General features: G+C 70.4%; 15 protein-coding genes and 2 tRNA genes. 8 read left to right on the top strand and 9 right to left on the bottom strand.

The window, feature by feature from the left end; all coding sequences use genetic code 11:
- Positions 1-6 precede the first annotated feature (6 nt).
- A complete protein-coding gene (locus E0L93_RS05010) occupies positions 7-600 on the bottom strand; it encodes a hypothetical protein (protein WP_132689358.1) in 594 nt (197 codons plus the stop codon).
- A gap of 45 nt (positions 601-645) precedes the next feature.
- Here E0L93_RS05010 and E0L93_RS05005 point away from each other — a divergent pair, with 45 nt between their 5' ends.
- A complete protein-coding gene (locus E0L93_RS05005; protein ID WP_165874172.1) occupies positions 646-1701 on the top strand; it encodes a Nif3-like dinuclear metal center hexameric protein in 1056 nt (351 codons plus the stop codon).
- On the opposite strand, the gene E0L93_RS05000 is transcribed toward E0L93_RS05005, so the two are convergent.
- Positions 1682-2818 carry a carbohydrate kinase family protein gene (locus E0L93_RS05000; protein ID WP_243638115.1) on the bottom strand — a complete coding sequence of 379 codons (1137 nt, stop codon included), beginning with the start codon at positions 2816-2818 and terminating at the stop codon, positions 1682-1684. The two genes, E0L93_RS05005 and E0L93_RS05000, sit on opposite strands and share 20 nt — an antisense overlap.
- Here E0L93_RS05000 and murJ point away from each other — a divergent pair.
- Positions 2700-4283, top strand: coding sequence for a murein biosynthesis integral membrane protein MurJ (gene murJ / locus E0L93_RS04995; RefSeq protein WP_132689349.1), 1584 nt, complete (start codon positions 2700-2702; stop codon positions 4281-4283). The genes E0L93_RS05000 and murJ overlap by 119 nt on opposite strands.
- Here murJ and E0L93_RS04990 read toward each other — a convergent pair.
- Positions 4273-4650 carry an Mth938-like domain-containing protein gene (locus tag E0L93_RS04990; RefSeq protein WP_165874171.1) on the bottom strand — a complete coding sequence of 126 codons (378 nt, stop codon included), beginning with the start codon at positions 4648-4650 and terminating at the stop codon, positions 4273-4275. The genes murJ and E0L93_RS04990 overlap by 11 nt on opposite strands.
- A 23-nt stretch (positions 4651-4673) precedes the next feature.
- Positions 4674-4746, bottom strand: a tRNA-Arg gene (locus E0L93_RS04985).
- 124 nt (positions 4747-4870) lie between these two features.
- Between E0L93_RS04985 and E0L93_RS04980 the strand changes: the two genes are divergently transcribed.
- The 4 genes from E0L93_RS04980 (at position 4871) to dtd (ending at position 7689) form a co-directional block, all read left to right on the top strand.
- Positions 4871-6064 carry a PP2C family protein-serine/threonine phosphatase gene (locus tag E0L93_RS04980; protein WP_165874170.1) on the top strand — a complete coding sequence of 398 codons (1194 nt, stop codon included), beginning with the start codon at positions 4871-4873 and terminating at the stop codon, positions 6062-6064.
- An 82-nt stretch (positions 6065-6146) separates the two neighbouring features.
- Entirely contained in the window at positions 6147-6866 is a 720-nt protein-coding gene (locus E0L93_RS04975; protein ID WP_132689341.1) for a metallophosphoesterase family protein, read from the top strand.
- 5 nt (positions 6867-6871) lie between these two features.
- Positions 6872-7255 (top strand): DUF2203 domain-containing protein, encoded by a 384-nt coding sequence (locus tag E0L93_RS04970; protein WP_132689338.1) that lies wholly within the window; start codon positions 6872-6874, stop codon positions 7253-7255.
- The gene (dtd, locus tag E0L93_RS04965; protein ID WP_132689335.1) at positions 7252-7689 is read left to right on the top strand and encodes a D-aminoacyl-tRNA deacylase; all 438 of its coding nucleotides are present in this window, start codon (positions 7252-7254) and stop codon (positions 7687-7689) included. Before E0L93_RS04970 ends, dtd begins: the two co-directional genes overlap by 4 nt.
- Here dtd and E0L93_RS04960 read toward each other — a convergent pair.
- Entirely contained in the window at positions 7652-8428 is a 777-nt protein-coding gene (locus E0L93_RS04960) for a class I SAM-dependent methyltransferase (RefSeq protein WP_165874169.1), read from the bottom strand. The two genes, dtd and E0L93_RS04960, sit on opposite strands and share 38 nt — an antisense overlap.
- Positions 8429-8461: 33 nt before the next feature.
- Between E0L93_RS04960 and E0L93_RS04955 the strand changes: the two genes are divergently transcribed.
- Positions 8462-10354 (top strand): ABC-F family ATP-binding cassette domain-containing protein, encoded by a 1893-nt coding sequence (locus tag E0L93_RS04955; RefSeq protein ID WP_132689329.1) that lies wholly within the window; start codon positions 8462-8464, stop codon positions 10352-10354.
- Positions 10351-11199 carry a hypothetical protein gene (locus tag E0L93_RS04950; protein WP_132689327.1) on the top strand — a complete coding sequence of 283 codons (849 nt, stop codon included), beginning with the start codon at positions 10351-10353 and terminating at the stop codon, positions 11197-11199. The genes E0L93_RS04955 and E0L93_RS04950 overlap by 4 nt, the downstream gene beginning before the upstream one ends.
- A gap of 13 nt (positions 11200-11212) precedes the next feature.
- Here E0L93_RS04950 and E0L93_RS04945 read toward each other — a convergent pair whose 3' ends face one another.
- The 4 genes from E0L93_RS04945 to E0L93_RS04930 form a co-directional block, all read right to left on the bottom strand.
- A complete protein-coding gene (locus E0L93_RS04945; RefSeq protein WP_132689324.1) occupies positions 11213-11842 on the bottom strand; it encodes a redox-sensing transcriptional repressor Rex in 630 nt (209 codons plus the stop codon).
- A gap of 77 nt (positions 11843-11919) precedes the next feature.
- Positions 11920-11993: transfer RNA gene (locus E0L93_RS04940), tRNA-Pro, on the bottom strand.
- 51 nt (positions 11994-12044) lie between these two features.
- Positions 12045-13043 (bottom strand): histone deacetylase family protein, encoded by a 999-nt coding sequence (locus E0L93_RS04935; protein WP_132689321.1) that lies wholly within the window; start codon positions 13041-13043, stop codon positions 12045-12047.
- A 4-nt stretch (positions 13044-13047) separates the two neighbouring features.
- On the bottom strand, positions 13048-14121 hold the full coding sequence (locus E0L93_RS04930; RefSeq protein WP_132689318.1) for an N-acetylmuramoyl-L-alanine amidase: 1074 nt from the start codon (positions 14119-14121) through the stop codon (positions 13048-13050).
- Between the last annotated feature and the right edge of the window lie 172 nt (positions 14122-14293).

The following is a 14293-nucleotide window of genomic DNA, read 5'->3' as shown; positions in this document are numbered from 1 at the left end:
GCGTTACTACAGCAGCACGAAGAAGGCCAGCAGGGCAGACCCGCCGCCAACGGCGGAGCCGAGGGCGAGTTCGGGCGGCGTGTGGCGGCCGAGGGCGCTTCTGGCCCACCACACCACCGGCAGCAGCGGGGCGGCGAGCGCTCCCCACCACCCGAAGACGAAGAGCAGGCAGACCGTGGCGCCCGAGACGCCGGCGGCGTGGAGCGAGATCTTTACGACCGGCGTGAGCAGGGCGAACGCCAGCGTGGCGAGGACGTAGGAGAGCAGGACCGCCCGCAGCACCGCCGGAGCGCCGAGCAGGGTCAGCACGAGCCAAGCCGAGGCGTGCAGCCCGGCCACGATCCACAGGGGTCTCACGCGCTCCTCCCGGCCGATCCTGCGCGGGTCCCTCACCTTCCCCGAGCGCGTGAGGTGCAGCAGGTAGAGCAGCGAGAGCCCGCTGGTCAGGAAGATGCACAGCGCGCCCCAGAGGAGCCCGCTCCCACCCGCCGCCGAGTATCCCAGCAGCAGGAAGAGGGGCACGACGATAAACGGCAGGCGCGTGGCCTCGGAGACGAGCTCTGCGGTGCGGATGCGGTCCACGACCCGGAGATTGTACAATCGATCGTACACACCATGGTGCGAGGCAGAGACATAGCGGCAGCTGTGGAGAAGATCGCTCCCGGCGGGCTGGCCGAGAGCTGGGACAACTGCGGGCTGCAGGCCGGTTCGCTCGACGCTCCGGTGGAGAGGGTGCTGGTCGCACTCACCCCGCTGCCGGAGGTCTTCGACGAGGCGGAGGAGCTGGGCGCAAACTTCCTGCTCTTCCACCACCCGCTCATCTTCGGCGACCCGCTGCGGAGCGTGGACTTCGGCCGCTACCCCGGGGATCTCATCCTGCGGGCGGCGCGGGCCGGGCTCACCGTCTACGCCGCGCACACCAGCTACGACGCCGCGCCGGGGGGTGTCTCGGTCGCGCTGGCGAGAGCGCTGGGGCTTGAGGGGCCGCTGGAGGTCGTGGTCCCGGCGGGGGAGCTGAGGAAGCTGGTCGTCTTCGTCCCGGAGGAGAACGCCGGGGAGCTATCGGACGCCCTCTCCGCGGCAGGGGCGGGTGTGATCGGGGAGTACACCCACTGCACGTTCCGCACTCCCGGGACCGGGACGTTCAGAGGCAGCGAGCACACGAGCCCCCACATCGGCGAGGCCGGGAGGCTGGAGCAGGTCGCGGAGATCCGGCTGGAGACGGTCGTGCCGGCGCATCTGGCGCGCCGCGCGGCCGCCGCCGCCGCGGAAGCACACCCCTATGAGGAGATGGCCTACGACCTCTACCCGGTGGACGGGCACCCGGAGGGCTGCGGGTACGGGCGGACGGGCCGGCTGCCCGAGGCCATGACGCCGCGGCGGCTCGCGGAGTACGTCTCCGGGAGGCTGGGCTTCCCGGCCCGGCTGGTCTCGGACCCGGAGCCGGAGCGGCAGGTCGGGCGCGTGGCCGTACTCGGTGGCTCCGGAGGGTCCTTCATCCGGCGGGTGGCGGCCTCAGAAGCGGAGGCGTACGTGACCGGGGACATCCGGTACCACGAGGCCCTGCTGGCCGAGTCCCTGGGCCTGCCCCTCATAGACGCCGGCCACGCCGCAACCGAGCTCCCCTCCCTGCGCCCGCTGGCGGAGAGGCTCGGTGGGCTGGTGGACGTGCCGGTAGAGGTTAGCCGGGTGCGCCGCTAGAGATTAGGGCCTCCACCTCCCCGGCGTCCGGCAGCGCTCCGAGCGCCCCGAAGGCGGTACAGACCAGCGCCCCGGCCGCAGCTCCCCGCGTGGCCGCCTCCCGGACGCGGGCTTCGCTCCACGGGCCTCTGGAGAGATGATCCAGGACCGCGGCGGTGAAGGCGTCGCCCGCCCCGGTTGAGTCCACGGCTCTCACGCTGAAGGCGGGGACGGAGCCCCGGAAACCCGGCGCGGCGTAGAAGGCTCCGGCGGCCCCCAGCGTGATGAATGCCAGCGAGACCCCCGCCTCCAGCAGCCGGCCGGCGGCGGCCAGGGGCTCCTCTGTCCCCAGCAGCGGCCCTATCTCGTCGTCGCTCAGCTTGACGATCCGGGCGCGCCCGAGGAGCGGCAGGATCTCGCGCCGCGCCTCCTCAAGGCCCTCCCAGAGGTGCGGGCGCAGGTTCACGTCGAAGGCCACGGGCACGTCCAGCTCCTCCGCCAGCTCCACGGCCCGGCGGACGGCAGAGCGGGAGGGCTCGCGCAGCAGCGGGATGCTCCCGAAGGTCACGAACGAAGCGCCGGAGAGGGATTTGCGCGTAACGTCCTCCGCCGAGAGGAGCTCATCGGCCGCCGGGCTGGTGCGGTAGAAGGTGAAGGAGCGCTCGCCGGACGGGGAGACTTCCACGAAGGCTATGGAGGTGCGGGTGGGAGGATCGCAGCGCCTCACGCCCGAGACGTCCACTCCACAGGCCTGCAGGGCGTGCAGGATGAAGTTCCCGAAGAGGTCCTCCCCCACCCGGCCGATGAAGGCGGCCACAGAGCCCAGCCTCGCTGCGGCGGCGGCTAGGTTCGCGGGCGCCCCGCCGGGGCGGGCTATGAAGGGCAGCTCCTCCGGACGCTCGCTTCCGGCCCGGTAGATGTCCGCCACGACCTCTCCCAGAGCGACTATCTTCCCCATACCGCCGCCCTTATACCACAGCTCGACATCCGGAGCGATCAGGGAGTAACATCCAGGGATCATGACAGGGATCGTGCGGGCCGTCCTCTCGATGTCGGCGGCCACCACCGTCTCCAGAATAACCGGATACCTGCGCACGATGGTGATGGCGGCGACGCTGGGCAGCGGCGTCGTGGCCAACGCCTACACGCTCTCCAACACGCTGCCGAACCAGATCTACGAGCTCTTCATGGGCGGGATCCTGTACTCGATCTTCATCCCGCTGCTGGTCGAGCGCATCCAGAAGCACGGCGAGGAGGACGCCCGGCGGTTCACCGACGCCCTGTTCACGCTCGTCGTGCCGGTTCTGGCAGCCGTCTCGCTTTTGGGAGTACTCTTCGCCGGGCCGCTGGTGAGGCTGGCCTCGGACTTTGAGGCCGCCGAGGGCAACCTCTCCCCGGAGGAGGCGCGGCAGGCCACCGAGCTCGCCATCCTGATGTTCAGGATCTTCGCCGTGCAGATCATCTTCTACGGCATAGGGGCCGTGTGCATCGGCGTGCTCAACTCGCACCGCAGGTTCTTCCTGCCCACCTTCGCACCGGTCTTCAACAACCTGGTGGTGATCGCCTCCTTCGCCGGGTACTGGCTGCTCCGGGAAGAGAACCCCGCCGGAGCCGTCTACGTGCTCGCCGGAGGGACCACCCTCGGCGTGGCGGTCATGTCGCTGGTGCTGCTGCCGCCCGTGATCCGGCTCGGCTACCGGCCCCGGCCCCGGCTCGGCCACCCGGCCCTGCGCTCCGCGGCGCGGCTGGCCGGGCCGATGCTCGTCTTCGTCGCAGCAGCGGTCGGCGTGCAGTTCGCAGCGAACCTGATCGGGAGCCAGTTCGGAGCCGTGGAGTACCTGTGGTACGCGTTCATGATCTACTCCCTCCCCTACGGCATCTTCGTCGTCGCCATAGCCACGGCCCTGATGCCCGAGCTCTCCGAGCGGTTCTCGGCCTCGGACGCCGAAGGCTACCGCCGCACGCTCTCGTTCGGGCTCAGGATCATGGCGTTTATCGTGGTTCCCGCCACGGTCGGCCTGATCACGCTCTCCGAACCTATCGTGGGGCTGCTGTACGAGCGCGGCGAGTTTACCCCGCAAGATACCCGGACCGTCTCCGCCCTGCTCGTGGCCTACGCCGCGGGCCTCCTCGGCTACGCCACCTACTTCATCCTGGCCCGGGCCTTCTACGCCCGGCAGAACACGAAGACCCCGGCGGCGATGAACGTCTTCCTGCTGGCGCTCTACGTCGCCCTGGCCTACGGGCTCTCGCGCATCCTCGGCGCACAGGGCATAGCCTGGGCGTTCTCCGCCGCGTATTTCGTTCTGGCGCTCGCCCTGCTCCTCGCCATGCGCCGGGAGACCAAGAGCATAGACGGCCGCCGGCTGCTGAACTCGCTCATCCGCATCCTGCTCGCGGGGGCAGCCATGTTCGCCACGGCACACCTCGGGATGCAGATCCTGGGGCCGGGCTCGGACTTCGCGCAGCGCGCCGCAATTCTGGCCGGCGTCGGGGGAGCCTCGGTCGCCGTCTACCTGGGGGCCGCGCTCGCGCTGCGCGTGCAGGAGCTGCGCTCGGGTCTGAGCCTCCTGCGCGGCCGGCTGCAGCCCCCTAGCAGGTAGTGTGTACGAGCGCTCCGGCGGGCTCCTTCCGCCGCAGCTCGTTGTAGAGGCGGACGGCCTCCTCTGTGCGCAGCACGTGTGCCCTTACGCCCCGGCGCGCAAGCAGCTCCAACGTCTCCGGCATGACCCTCAGCCGCCCGTAGAATCCCCGGGAGAGGACGACCACCCGGGCCCCGCGGGCAAGCAGCTCCTCCACGTCGGCCGGCCGGATGCCGGGCTCGTGGCGGGTCCCGGTCTCGTTCCAGTCCCACTCGCGGGCGCCGCCGGGGTAGAGCCTGGCGTCCTTGAAAACACGCCCGCCGGCCTCCAGCCGGCCCCAGGAGATGTGCGTAACCTCTGGAGAAAGGGCGCCGTCTCCGGCTCCCACGATCACCACCCCCTGTGCAAAAGCGGGCCTGGAAGGATTCGAACCTCCGACACGCGGCCCCGGAAACCGCTGCTCTATCCCCTGAGCTACAGGCCCGTGAAAATCCGGCCGCAATATGGTACCGCACGGCGGCCGGTCCTTCAACGCGCCGGCCTTGCCAGAGACTCCGGCCGGCCGCATAATCCAGGGGCAGTTCTCTCATGCGGACGCAAGGAGGGTTTTGAGGCATCCGGAGACCCTGCCGGGAGGAGAAGACTTTCTTGCCCCGCCGCCGGGCCGGATCCCCGGACACATAGCGCGGCGGGTCTCGGAGACCTTCGGGCTTCCCGCCGCCCTCTTCGTGCTGGATCTGGACAACACCGCGCTGCATCTGGCAGCATCCCACCCGGAGCCCGGGAAGCGGGAGGTGCTGGACCTGCGGGAGCATCCGCTGAGCCGGGTGATCCACGACCGGCGGCCCGCGGCGCTCTCGGCGGCCGGGCTCCCCGGGGAGCCCGGCCCCCTCTCCGGCGCGGAGTATCTGGCCGCGGCCCCGGTGCTGGCGGGCGACTCGGTCGCCGGGGCGCTGGTGCTGGGCGGGGCGGAGCCGTTCGGCGCGGAGACGCTGAGAGAGCTGGCGCGCCTGGGGGTCCGGGCCGGGTCCGCGCTCGCGATCGCCGACCGCTACACGGACGAGCTGAAGAGGATGCGCCGCCGGGCGGAGCTCTCCATCGCCGCCGAGCTGCAGCAGGAAGCCCTGCCCCCGAACGAGCTCTACACCGAGCGGGTCGGCGTCGCCGGGTTCATAGAACCCGCCTACGATATCGGGGGGGACTGGTTCGACTACGCGCTCAACGGCGACCGCCTCTCCGTGGCCATCTGCGACGCCGCCGGCAAGGCGCTCCGGGCCGCCGCGGTGGCCACGATCTCGCTCGGCGCGGTCCGCAACTCCCGGCGGCGGGGCCTGAGCCTGCAGGAGACGATGCTCGCCGCCCACCGGGCCCTGCTCGAGAGCACCGGCCCGGAGCAGTTCGCCACGCTGCTCGTCGCCGAGATAGACCTCCGCACGCGCGAGATGCGCGTGATCAACGCCGGCCATCCCCTCCCGGTGGCCGTGGGCGGAAAGGAGCCCCTCCCGCTCCGGACTTCCTCGATCTACCCGCCGCTCGGGGGACTGGAAGACGGCCAGACCTACAATCCGGATATCTTCCGGCTGGAGCCGGGGCTGCGGCTGCTCTTCCTCTCCGACGGGGTGCTGGAGCGCCGGGGCCGGGACCGGAGCCCTCTGGGCCTGAAGGGGCTGCTGCGGCGCGCACAGCGGTACGCCAACCTGCCGCCCTTCCCGTACGTGCAAGCCCTGATCCGGGAGGTCGTCGAGTTCGGGGACGACCCCCTGCGGGACGACGCCACCATCCTGGGCGTGGAGCTGCGCTGAAGCCCGGGAGAATCTCCCCCTCCGAGCCTTTCAAATCCCGCATCCGGCCGGTAAACTACTCTCTCCAGCGTAAGAGAGGACCATGTACGCGGTAATATCCGACATCCACGGCAATCTGGAGGCGCTCGAGGCCGTGCTCGGCGACATGCCCGGGGATCTGGAGCGGATCTACTGCCTGGGGGACGTGATCGGCTACGGCGCCAGCCCCAACGAGTGCTGCGACCTGATCCGGGAGCGGGAGATCCTGACCATCTCCGGCAACCACGACCTCGCCATCGCGGATGAGAGCTCGGATATCAGCTGGTTCAACCCGGTCGCCGCCGCGGCCGTGCTGTGGGGGCGCGAGCAGCTGACCGAAGAGAACCGGAAGTTCCTGCTCGGGCTGCCCCGGATGATGCAGAGCGCGGACGCCCTCTTCGTGCACGGCTCCATCCGCGACCCGGACGAGTACATCATGGATCACACGACCGCCGAGGAGAACCTGGCGCTGCTCAAAAGCGAGTACCCGGGCGTTCCCCTCTGCTTCTTCGGGCACACGCACGTCAAGTCGATCGCCCCCCGGCCGCCGCACCCGGCGAACGGTTCGGGCGCCCTGGACCTGAGCGAGAACGGGCCGTACCTCATCAACCCAGGCTCCGTGGGCCAGCCCCGCGACGGCGACACCTTCGCCTCCTACGTGACGGTCGAGGGCCTGACCGTAACCTACCGCTTCGTGCAGTACGACATCGAGAGGTCGCAGGCCAGGATCCGGGCCGCCGGACTGCCCGACATGCTCGCAGCCCGGCTGGCCGTCGGCCGCTAGAGGCGGTGGAGCGCTACCGGCTCTTCAGCGTTGAGGAGGCGAACGCCCTCCTCCCCCGCCTGACGGAACTCCTGCAGGAGGCCTTCCGCCACCGCGACGAGCTCCGCCGCCGCGCTCCGCAGCTGGAGCCGGTCCTGGAGCAAGCCCCGCACAACGGCGGCGGCCGGGCCGGGAGCGAGTACGGCGCGGAGGCGTACCGGCTCTACCGCGCGATCTCCCGCATCCGCGAGCTGGGCGTCATGCTCAAGGATCTGGACGCGGGTCTTATAGACTTCCCGCACGAGCGGGAGGGCAGGATCGTCTTCCTCTGCTGGCACCCCCCCGAGGAGCGCGTGATGTACTGGCACGAGGTGGACGCGGGCTACGCCGGGAGGCGGCCGCTGGAATGAAGGTGGTCGTCCAGCGCGTCTCCCGCGCCTCCGTTACCGTGGACGGCGAGACCGTCTCGAGCATCGGCCGGGGGCTGCTCCTGCTCGTCGGGGTGGCGCGGGGAGACACCCGGGCTCAGGCCGACTGGCTGGCGGAGAAGATAAGTGGCCTCAGGATCTTCGAGGACGCAGCGGGGCGGATGAACCTGAGCGTGCGGGACGTGGGCGGCGAGATACTGGCCGTCTCCCAGTTCACCTTGCTCGCCGACACCCGCAAGGGCAAGCGCCCGAGCTTCGTGAACGCGGCCCCGCCCGGGGAGGCCGAGCCCCTCTTCGACTACTTCTGCGGGCGGCTGCGGGAGAAGGGCCTGCGGGTCGGGACCGGCGTCTTCGGAGCGATGATGGAGGTCGGGCTCGTCAACTCCGGCCCCGTGACCGTGATCCTGGAACGGTAGGCGCAAAACCCTCCACATAGAGCGTCGCGGGCCGGGTGTACCCCTCCCGCCGCACGCGCTCCAGGAATCTTGCACGCCGCCGGAGGAGCCCGCTCCCCCGTGCCCGCTGCGCGAAGTCGTCGCCCTCCACGATCACCCGCCCGAGGTGCCGGATGCGAAACGGCGGGCTGATGTGCCACCGCAGGCCGGAGAGCACCTTCCGGTGCAGCTTTACGAGCCGCTCCGGCGGCCCGATGCCGTACAGGCGCCTCCCGCCGGCGCGCGCCAGCTCCGCCTCCAGCGCCTCGTCCTCCAGCTGCAGGGCCGGGACCTGATCCACGAAGTCCGAGGTGGCGAGCCGCCCGCCGGGGCGCAGCAGCGCCGCCATACCCTCCAGTGCAGCCTCCGCCGGGCGCTCCGAGACGTCCAGCTCGTGGAAGAGCCCGGCGGAGTAGACGAGGTCGAACGAGCCCGCCTCGAACGGCGGAGCGTGCACGTCGCCGCGGATGAGCCGGACCGGAGCGGCAAGAGCGGCCTCCCGCAGCAGCTCGCGGGCGGCCTCCACCTTTCCGGCATCCAGCTCCAGCACGTGCAGCTCCCCCTCTTCCCCGAGTCTCTGGCTCAGGCCCTCGATCCAGAGTGCCGCCGCTCCCCCGGCGTAGAGCGTGCGCAGCCCCCGGATCTCCCCGAGCAGGTCCAGCTCCCGGTCGCAGAAGGCTATGAGGTCGCTCTCGTACTCCTCCCGCTCTCCGGGGCTCAACGGCATCGCATTCCCGATATAATCTAACCTCTCATGAAGGTCCTTGTCGCCCAGAACATCGTAAAGTACCTCGGCGGCGCCGTGAAGGTGCTCGCCGGCGCGACCCTGGAGATAGAGGCCGGGGAGAAGCTCGGCCTCGTCGGGCGCAACGGGGCCGGCAAGACGACCCTGCTGAACATTCTGGCCGGGCACACAGAGCCGGACGGCGGAACGGTCGAGCGGGCCGGCGAATCGAAGGTCGGCCTGACGGACCAGAGCCTCTACGCCGGCGTGGACCGTCCGGTCAAGGACGAGCTGCTCGGGGCCTTCGCACACCTCATACGGCGAGAGCGGGAGCTCCGCGAGCTGGAAGCGCGGCTGCAGAGCGAACACTCCCCCGCCCTGCTGGAGCGCTACGGGCGGCTGCAGGCCGAGTTCGAGCGGGACGGCGGCTACGAGTACCGGGCACGGGCGGCCTCGGCGCTGAGCGGCCTGGGCTTCGATAGAGAGGACTGGGAGCGCCCGGTGGGATCGTTCTCCGGTGGGGAGCAGAGCAGGATCGCGCTCGCGCGCCTGCTGCTCTCGGAGCCGGAGGTGATCCTGCTGGACGAGCCCACCAACCACCTGGACCTCAAAGCGATAGAGTGGCTGGAGGGCTTCGTGAAGGGCGCGAAGTCCGCGGTGCTCGTCGTCTCCCACGACCGGCACTTCCTGGACGAGGTGGCGGACTCGATCCTGGAGCTGGAGGACGGGCGTATCACCCGGTATGCGGGCAACTACACCAGGTACGTCGCGGAAAAACGCGCCCGGCAGGAGAGCCTGGAGCGCAAGGCGAAGGCCAACCGCGCCCGCCGCGAGCAGCTCCAGACGTTCATCGAGAGGTACGGGGCCAAGGCCACCAAGGCGAAGCAGGCCAAGAGCAAGCAGAAGCTCCTGCAGCGGATGGAGGAGATCGACACCCCACGGCAGGAGGCCCGCGCCATGCGGGTGGACCTGGGCGGCGGGGTGCAGCGCGCGGGCCGGGTCGTGCTGGAGTTCGAGGACGTGACCTTCGGCTACGGCGCCGACAAACCCCTCCTCTCCGGCGCCAACCTCGTTCTCGAGCGCGGCGAGCGGGTCGCCCTGCTCGGCCCGAACGGCTCCGGCAAGAGCACCGTCATGCGCCTCGCAGCCGGCGAGCTCGAGCCCCGGAGCGGCCTGGTGCGCCTCGGGCACAACGTGAGCGCCGCCTACCAGGACCAGCAGCTCGCAAACCTCGACCCGGAGAAGACCGTCCTGGAGGAGGTCACGGAGGCCACCGGCCTCGATCCGGCAGACGCGCGGAGCCTCCTGGGCGCCTTCCTCTTCTCCGGCGAGGAGGTCTTCAAGAGGGTCTCCTCCCTCTCCGGCGGGGAGCGGAACCGGCTCTCGCTGGCCGAGCTCGTGGCGAGCGGGGCGAACCTGCTCCTGCTGGACGAACCCACCAACAACCTGGACATCCCGGCGCGCGAGGCGCTGGAGAGGGCGCTGCTGGAGTACGGAGGGACGCTCTTCTTCATCTCGCACGACCGCTATTTCCTGCGCAAGCTGGCCACGCGCGTGCTGGAGCTGGAGGGCGGGGAGCTCTCCGACTACCCCGGCGGCTACGACTACTACCGCGCGCACCGGCAACTGGACGCCCCAAGACCGCAGGGCGGACGCCGGCGGCCTCGCAAGCGCCTGCGCCCGGGGATGGACGACCGGCAGAGCGTGGTCGCGAGCCGCCTGGTCGCCGTCGAGGGCGAGATAGAGGCGGCCGAACGCCGCGTGAACCGGCTGGAGAAGGAGCTCGCCACGGCCGAGCTCTACGCCGACGGGGAGCGCTCGCGCAAGGTCGTGCTGGAGCACCGGCAGCTCAAGAGCGCCCTGGAGCGGCTGTATGAGGACTGGGAGGAGCTGCTTAAAGAAGCCGAAGAGGCGGGGTTGTGACCCGGATCCTCGCCCCGCTGGCGCTCGCCCTCCTCCTCCTGACCTCCTGCGCCGCTCCCGGCTCGCTCGCCCTGGAGCCCGCCACCGAAGCCCCCGCCGTCTACCGGGTGAGCGCGCAGGCGGCGAGCGAGCTCTCCGGCGCGATCTCGGACCGCCGGGGCTCGACGGAGCTCACGGCGGCCTTCCGGGTGGACCCGGTCTCGGACTCCGAAGCCGGCGTGGAGGTGCTCTACGCCGCGGCGAGCGTGGAGAGCCCGGACGGGGAGATGGTCGCCCTCGACCTGGACTCCTTGCGGGGACGGCGGGCAACGGTGGAGTTCCGGCCGCCGGGCGTGGCCACCGGCGTGCGCGGCGACGAGGAGCTGCTGGAGGCGGGCGTACCGCTCATCTCGATGCGGGAGGTCATCCTCTCCCTCTTCCCCGCCGTTCCCGGCGAGACGATGCAGCGCGACGACGCCTGGGTCGCAGACACACCCGTGCCCTTCTCCAACCTCAGCGGCCCTCCCGCCCGCCTGCGCTACGTCCTGACCGGCACGGACGGCTCCTCCGGAACGGTAGAAGGGTACGCCGTCTCCACCGGCCGCAACTTCGTCTCGGAGACGGCCGGCGAACGCCTCTCCGGCACCGGAGAGCTCTACATCTTCTTCGAGGGCGAGTACGAAGCCGGAACCGGCTACACCCGAACGGAGAAAGAGGCCGAGTTCTACACCCACTACATCCGGCTCGGCAGCGGCGGCTCCAACTTCGCCAACGGAACCGTGCGCATGGAGTACCGCTCGACCGTGGAGCGTCTGAACCCGGTGGAGCAGTTCGGGCTCGACGCCGGCGGCGAGACGCCGGACTGAGCGGACGGCCGCCTCAGGCCGGAATCTCCTCCCCGGAGCGCGTAAGATAGTACAGGGTGTGCATGAGCTGGCTGGAGGGATCCACGTCGTGCACCTGCACACCGGCCGGCACGTGCAGCAGAGCGTCCGTGTAGTTAACTATTACGACGACCCCCGAGGCGACCAGCCGGTCCGCCACCTCCTGCGCGTTCTGCGAGGGTACGGCGATGATCCCGATCTCCGGCATCCTCTCGCCGCCGTCCAGCTCCCTCACATCCCGGACCGTGAGGTTCCCCACCCTGCGCCCGATCTTCGCCGGATCCCGGTCGAAGAGCTGCGCAACCCGGAAACCCCGCTTCACCAGCAGCTCGCTGCCCGCAACCGCAGTCCCCAGCCGCCCGGCCCCCACGAGAACCACGTCGTGGACCCGATCCAGCCCCAGCACCCTCCGGAGAGTGCCGAAGACCTCCTCCGTCTCGTAACCCACCCCGCGCGTACCCCCGATCCCGAGGCCCGCCAGATCCCGGCGCACCTGCGCCGGGTTTACGCCCGTGTACTCGCCCAGCATCCACGAAGAGACCGCATCCAGACCCTCCTCGCGCAGGGCGGCGACGCATCGCAGATACTTCGCCAGCCGCCGCGCCAGTCCGCGCCCTACTGCCAAGACACCTCACCCCCCGCTTATCGTAAGTCGAGACACTATAAGATATTTGATACAAGGCTGCAAGAGACAAAAGAGAGTCGGGACGAGAGGATTTGAACCTCCGACCTCCTCGTCCCGAACGAGGCGCGCTACCAGGCTGCGCTACGTCCCGACTGTCCGGTGCGTCATTATAACCGAAGGGTGCCGGTCTGACCAACGGGCTCTACCGCATCCCCTCCCAGTACCGGGAGAGGATGCGCCGGGCGCGGCGCACCGGCTCCGGCAGGTCGTCCGAGAACCTCCACACCGGGGGTCCGCCGCTCTCCGCTCCCAGCACCGTCTCGCGCACGCTCGCGGCCAGGGCCTTCAGATCGTAGCCACCCTCCAGCACCAGCGCGAGCGGCGCCTCCCTCCTCAGCGCGGCGGCGAAGGCTCCGAAGTCTCTCTCATCGAGCTCCATGCCGCCCAGAGGGTCCCGGCGGTGAGCGTCGTAGCCGGCAGAGACTACAACGAGCCCGGGCTCGAACTCCCGCAGCACGGGCAGCAGGACCCCGGCGAAGGCGGCGGCGTAGACCGGGGCACCGCTGCGCGCCGGGAGCGGGACGTTAACGGTGAAGCCCTCTCCGGGTCCTTCGCCCGTCTCCTCCGCAGCGCCCGTGCCGGGGTAGAACGGGCTGCGGTGGACGGAGAGGTAGAGCACGCGGGGATCGGAGTAGAAGATCTCCTGCACCCCGTTGCCGTGGTGCACGTCCCAGTCCAGCACCGCCACGCGTCCGGCCCCCCGGGCGAGGGCGCGGGAGGCGGCTGCGGCGGCGTTGTTCAGGTAGCAGAAGCCCATCGCCCGGCCGCTCTCGGCGTGGTGTCCCGGCGGACGCACCACGGCGAACGCCGGGGTTCCGGAGAGTGCGCTTTCGGCCGCGGCGGCAGCGGCTCCGGCGGCGAGGCGCGCTGCCGACCAGGAGTGCTCGTTCATGGCGGTGTCCGGGTCCAGAGTCCCCCCGCCGGACTCCGCCGTGGAGCGCAGGAGGTTCAGGTACTCCGGGGCGTGCACTTCGCGCAGGAGGCCGGGGTCGGCGGGTTCGAAGGCGCGGCGCTCCACGCGGGCTCCGGCCCGGCGGGCCGCCTCGGCCCCGGCCAGGGCCGCGGGCAGGCGCTCCGGGCGTTCGAAGGCGGAGAGCTCGTTTACGTGCTTTGCGAGCGAGGCGTCGGTATAGAGGAGCATGGCTCTACCGGGCGGCGATGAAGCTGCGGTCGCGGCTGGCGTAGAGCTCCAGAGCGCCGGCGATGGCCTCGGCGACCCTCGCCGGGTAGGAGGGCTCCTCGGCCAGGCGCAGCTCGTCCGGATTGGAGATATGCAGCGGCTCCACCTGCACGGCCGGGATATTAGTCTCGCGCAGGATCTCGTACGAGCGCCCGAACTCCCCGATATCCACCGTGCCGAGCGCCCGGCTCACGCCGCGCTGGATGTAGGCGGCGGCCATCCTGCCCCGGTGCGAGTGGTAGCCCAGCCGCTCGAAGTAGTAAGTGGCGGTCCCGGAGGCGGCGGGCGTGGGGTGCCAGCCGTGGTGGATGGAGATAATCATCTTCGCGCGCGAGGTGTTGGCCAAAAACGCCCGGTCAGAAAGCGCGATGTGCTCGTCATAGCGGCGGGTCAGAAGCACCTCCTGCGCCGGCAGCACCTTCTCCAACTCCAGCGCCACGGCCAGGTTCAGGTCGGACTCGCGCAGGCCCGAGGCCGCCACGTGCCCGGCATCCTCCCCGCCGTGGGCGGCGTCCACCACGATCATGCCGGAGAAGAGGTCGTCCGGGAAGTAGCCGCCGTTCTTGTCCGGGTAGGGGTGGGTGCCGAGGCTCTGGGCGGCGAGCGTCCTCAGGGTTCTGAAGACCTCGTAGTCCACGACCCCGTCCGCCTCCAGCCCCGTGTTGCGCTGAAACTCCCGGACGGCGCGCACCGTCCGGCCGTCGAAGAGGCCGTTGACAGCGCCGGGGTCGAAGCCCAGATCGTTCAGCATCCGCTGCAGCTCCATCACGTCGGCGCCCCGGAAGGGCGGCTGGCGCAGGTAGAGCAGCCGGTCGCCCGGCCGGTAACCGCTCTCGACCAGCTCGCGCCAGGTGATCTCGCCCACGATCCCGTCCGCCAGGAGGCCGAGATCCCGCTGGAACTGCCTCACGGCCAGCTCCGTCGCGGGACCGAAGACGCCGTCTATCCCCCGGTTGCCCAGCTCGTAGCCCAGAGCGCTCAGCCGGGTCTGGAGGTCCACGACCTCCCGCCCGCGCATCCCCCGCTTCAGAGGTCTCATGATCCTATGGCCCGATCCTCGGAAGTTGGCTCTTCACAAAAACGATTCTATCCCCGGCCGGGCGGTCTTCGAACCGCCGGGCGCGTCCCTGCAGGTACTGGATTATCCCAAATTCCTCTCCGCTTACGAAGCGCGCGCCCGGCCGCCCGGGGCCCGGCGCGCCGTGAATAGG

Origin of the sequence: Rubrobacter taiwanensis, from assembly GCF_004337705.1 — a bacterium.
Classification (GTDB): Bacteria; Actinomycetota; Rubrobacteria; order Rubrobacterales; family Rubrobacteraceae; genus Rubrobacter_C; species Rubrobacter_C taiwanensis.
This window is presented reverse-complemented; position numbering and strand designations above follow the sequence as displayed.